Origin of the sequence: Lancefieldella parvula DNF00906, assembly GCF_000758945.1 — a bacterium.
In the GTDB taxonomy this organism is placed as follows: Bacteria; Actinomycetota; Coriobacteriia; order Coriobacteriales; family Atopobiaceae; genus Lancefieldella; species Lancefieldella parvula_C.
The window spans coordinates 1-4280 of record NZ_JRND01000041.1; the positions used below are offsets into that span (position 1 = coordinate 1).

Below are 4280 nucleotides of genomic sequence, written 5' to 3' on the forward strand. Positions count from 1 at the left end.
CATGGGCTGAGTGGACAGGTGCTTTTGCATCTGGTTGGTTTAATACTCCAAATGGCCAGTCCTGGTACTTTGATCCAACCACTATTGAGCACGCTGCTCTTATTGGTCTGCAGGCAATTAATGGTTCGTACTATTACTTTGACTTGAGTTATGGTCTGCTTCGCAACCAAGACATCACGCTTTCAGATGGTCGAACCGTTCATGCAGATGCAAGTGGTGTTCTCAACATCAAGCCTACTGATTCCAATAACGGTAGAGGCGGAAACGTTGACGGCAACAACGGTGGAGATAATAGAGACGCTAACAACAACACACCAGTTGACGATAATTCTCCAATTGAGCCAACTCGCGGCAATTTCTCTGATCGCACCAGCGTTCTTGGAGCACCTATTGTCTCTAAAGAGGACCTTCAGAGAGATTTCAACAAGCGCGTAGGTTCTGCTTATCCAGCTGTCTATGCCGAGAAGGGCGCTGCAACAGGAACCGATTTTGTAAACCAGCTCTGGCAGGCTGCAATTGACGAAGGGGTTCGTCCAGAGCTCCTCTATGCGCAGGTCATGGTTGAGACGGGCAACCTTCGCTTTGGCGGCGCCGTCCTGCCTGAGCAGTGCAACTTTGGTGGTATGGGCGCAACCGGAAACGGTGAGCGCGGACTCTCGTTTGATACCGTTCTTAAGGGACTTCGTGCACAGGCGCTACACCTTCGTGCATACGCAGGTTATGAGCCACTGACAGTTGATCCAAGTAAGGCTAGAGACGTTGATCCTCGCTATGGTGCATGGATCCTTGCTAAGAAAGCTAACATTATCCGTAAGCTTGCTGGTAGCTGGGCAACGGATAAGAATTACGCTGTTAAGCTTGTCCGCGTAATGAACGAGCTGTAAGTCAAAGTACTTGCAACAATGTCTACAAAAAAGGAGCTCCGAGAAATCGGGGCTCCTTTTTTACTGTTACGTTATGTTGCATGGGGTACGTAAGATTTGTGGGGTTCGTGCAGTTCGCATAGTCTTTCGGACTCACGGTCTTTACAGTTCATGCCGCCCTATCTATCAGGCTCTCCTTCAATGGAGTTAAGCATGTCAAAGTAGACGTCATCTTTGGTCATAATGCCTAGGTTCATCATAAAGTTCTTGGCTACGCTAAAGAGTTCTGCATCAAGTGAAGCGCGGGTACCATCCAAGAAAATAGTAGACACCTCGTTGGTAGGTGCGATAGGAATTTGCTCTTGTACCAGCGCGGAATAGATGTCGTCATCACTCATATCTTCGCAGCTAAACTCAGGCTCACTCTGCGCAAGAATAGCCGTCTCAGTACCAATGATAAATGTAGCTCCTGGTAAGAACTTCAAAGCAAACTGATAGCAAGCTTGAGCCGCTTTCAGATGTCTAAGTCGCCATTGGAAGAATGCCATGCGATAGTATCCAAATCCAATGCTCTCGGGGTCGTGTGCAAGCAGCAGGAGTTTCTTGAGTTCTTCCGCTGCAGCAGTAATGTCCAGCGACTCTTCAAGGCAGTGGGATAGGTGTAGCCTGGCGCTCATACTAAGAGGAGCAATCTCAACAGCTCTTCTCGCGTGCTGAAGAGCACTTTGCGTTTGTCCTTGGAGCGTTTGTGCAATAGAAACCAAAAGGTGTGCCTCAAAGTAGGACATAGGAGCTAGGCGAGTATTTTTCTCTGGATTTGAGAGAATTCTGTTGTAGAGCACGCGATCGACGTAGTTCATAAATACACGCCACTGAGTAGTGCTTGAGTCCGTGTAGGTGTTATTGCCATCAACGGAGTCCAGCGCTTCACGTAGGAGCAGTTCTGCGTCTTGATAGTTTTTCTCGCTAATAAGACGCTGGGCCTTGGTAACCGCCAAGGAAAGAACGCCTCCGTCAACAAACTCTTCTGAAATAGCCTCAAAGTCATCTTCTGCAAGCGTGCCCTTAATAAAGCGAGAAACCACGCGTTCTCCTGCTGCTCGCACCGTAGGATCGGTAGAGTTTGCGGTATACGACAAGATGGTGCGGACGTTTTCTTCTGTAGAAGAAGAGAGGTTGCGCAAAATTTTGGTGATAATTTCTTCTCGTGCCTGACCTTCATCAATAGAAAGCCCCGACACTTCATCGGTGCCTAGCGCGTGAGCTGCGACGCTATCAAGGCGTTTTTGAGAAGACTCAACAAAATCGTACCTGCTTGGTGGACAGAATATCTCATTGTCTAAGGTAAAGAGCGGCTGTACCGCATGAAGAATACCATCTGCCTCGTCAATTTGCGCGTTCCAGAGCTGATAGACAGAAAGCGGATTAGTATCTTCTGTAATGTTTGTATCTTCAAATTGCTTGCGAGTAATGTGGAACGAGAAAAGACAGGCATGCAGCTTGTTTGTATTGCATATGCCAGAGAGCCATACCTCGTTAATCCTCTTCGAACTTCTAAAAGCACTTGCGGTGATGAGCATACCAAGGTGTAAGTTGTAAGCAGTTGCCGCACGGCTGAGGTCATCAAAGGTTGCTTCTTTGATACTTCCATCTTTGTCAAGAAAGCTTCTTGGGAACTGCTCTGGAAGGGCCAGGTGTACCCTAAAGGCGGCAATTCCCTTGTGTACGTTGGTCCTAAACTCAGTGATAAGACGCTGAGATAGACGCAGGCTTTCAATGTGTAGAGAGATGGCTTTGCGGACAACCCACTCACCATCCTCTTGGGTGCTTTGAGTGGTGGCGCAGCGGGGGCGAGATTGCTTCATCATGGTAGAAACAATCTTTTGCTCAAAAGCAAGCAAGTCAAGCTCAGATGCCATATTTGCATCAAGAAAGTATCGCTCTGCAAAGAGGGCAGTGTTTAGTGCGCTTTCAATAGTAAGAAGCTGAATCTTCTGCTCATAAGAAAGTGCTTTTTGATTAGCGCGCAGATAAAAGAGGCCATTGGTACGCAGGCGCACCACGCGGCAGGGGATAGTAATGTCTTGCGCATCGAGAACACCGGCATCTTTTAGTCGCTGGGCTAGGTGCAGTTCAAAATCACTTGGCGGGATGGCAACAGATCCACCTTTTCGGTGAGAATCTTTTTCACGCAAAAATGCTGTAGTTACAAAATGTTTGAGCACTTCAAGAGGGGTTATGGACTCTGTAAGCGTAAGAGAAAGCGCTTCAATATTGAGCTTTGTATGCCAACCAGTCTGATCAATAGAACCAACATGTTGATTATTTTGTACAGCGTCTAGAGACTCATCAGGCAGAACGTCTGTATTGACGAGAGACGGATAGAGTTTTCCAAGCCTGTTTCTTCCAGGTTGCTTAGCTTCTGGATTATTTTCCTGACGAGTCATCATACACCTCCCAAGTTAGGCATACTGATTCATCTATAGTTAACTATATACCTTTGCTGGTGTACGACATTTCAGCTGTCAATAGTTAATTCGGCAGGCGAGAAGAAAATGTCATTGACTGGTTAGTTTTGCGCCATGAACGGTATACTCACATACATAGATGATTGGATTGACATGGCAATAATGCAAAACGCAACTGATACAAATAAATCGCTGGTAGCTTCTGATGTAATTTCAGATCTGCAGAATCGTTCGCTTATTATTTTTGATTTTGATGGGACTATGGCAGACACGTTGCCCACCATTGTTTCTACCGCGAAGATGGCAATGACAGACTGCGGTCACACAGACTTTATAGAATCAGACCTTAAAAAGCTTGTAGGACCACCGTTTCCTTATGCGTTTGAGCTGGTCTTTGGACTCAGCCATGAGGACGCTGCTGCGGTTACTAAGCGTTACCGAGAGCTTTATGTAACTACAGGAAAATGGCCACTCTTTGAGGGAATGAGAGACCTCATTGATGACCTTCATGCCGCCGGTAAAAAGGTTGCGGTAGCAAGCTCAAAGAATCAGCCCATGCTAGAGATGGGCCTTAGGGACAACAACCTTATTGGTGTTCTTGATACCTATGCTGGAAGAATAGATGAGGCAGCAACTGATAAAATCACTGCTATTGCTCACGTTATGCGCCAGCTTGGCTTTGAAGCTTCTGAAAGCGTCATGATTGGCGACCGTCGTTTTGATATGGAAGCAGCATTCCCAAATAAGATTCCGTGCATTGGCGTTCTGTATGGCAAAACTACCAATAAACAGGAGCTTATTGATGCGGGAGCGGTTGCAATTGTAGATACGGTAGAAGATCTACATCACGTTCTTCTCGCCTAAGAATCGTTACATACACAAAAAACGCCTTGTCACCAAGATGTGAACTGCCTCCCATTTCTTGGACACGAGAAATAGGGGGCAGCTC

3 protein-coding genes are annotated in these 4280 nt (G+C 46.7%); 2 read left to right on the plus strand and 1 reads right to left on the minus strand.

The window, feature by feature from the left end; translation table 11 throughout:
* A partial coding sequence (locus HMPREF1647_RS06870) for a glucosaminidase domain-containing protein (RefSeq protein WP_187468936.1) occupies positions 1–884 on the plus strand: 884 nt, incomplete at its 5' end.
* A 158-nt stretch (positions 885–1042) separates the two neighbouring features.
* On the opposite strand, the gene HMPREF1647_RS06725 is transcribed toward HMPREF1647_RS06870, so the two are convergent.
* Positions 1043–3313 carry a tetratricopeptide repeat protein gene (locus HMPREF1647_RS06725; protein ID WP_262363833.1) on the minus strand — a complete coding sequence of 757 codons (2271 nt, stop codon included), beginning with the start codon at positions 3311–3313 and terminating at the stop codon, positions 1043–1045.
* Between the two features lie 132 nt (positions 3314–3445).
* Here HMPREF1647_RS06725 and HMPREF1647_RS06730 point away from each other — a divergent pair, with 132 nt between their 5' ends.
* The gene (locus HMPREF1647_RS06730) at positions 3446–4195 is read left to right on the plus strand and encodes an HAD family hydrolase (RefSeq protein ID WP_262363834.1); all 750 of its coding nucleotides are present in this window, start codon (positions 3446–3448) and stop codon (positions 4193–4195) included.
* Positions 4196–4280 lie beyond the last annotated feature (85 nt).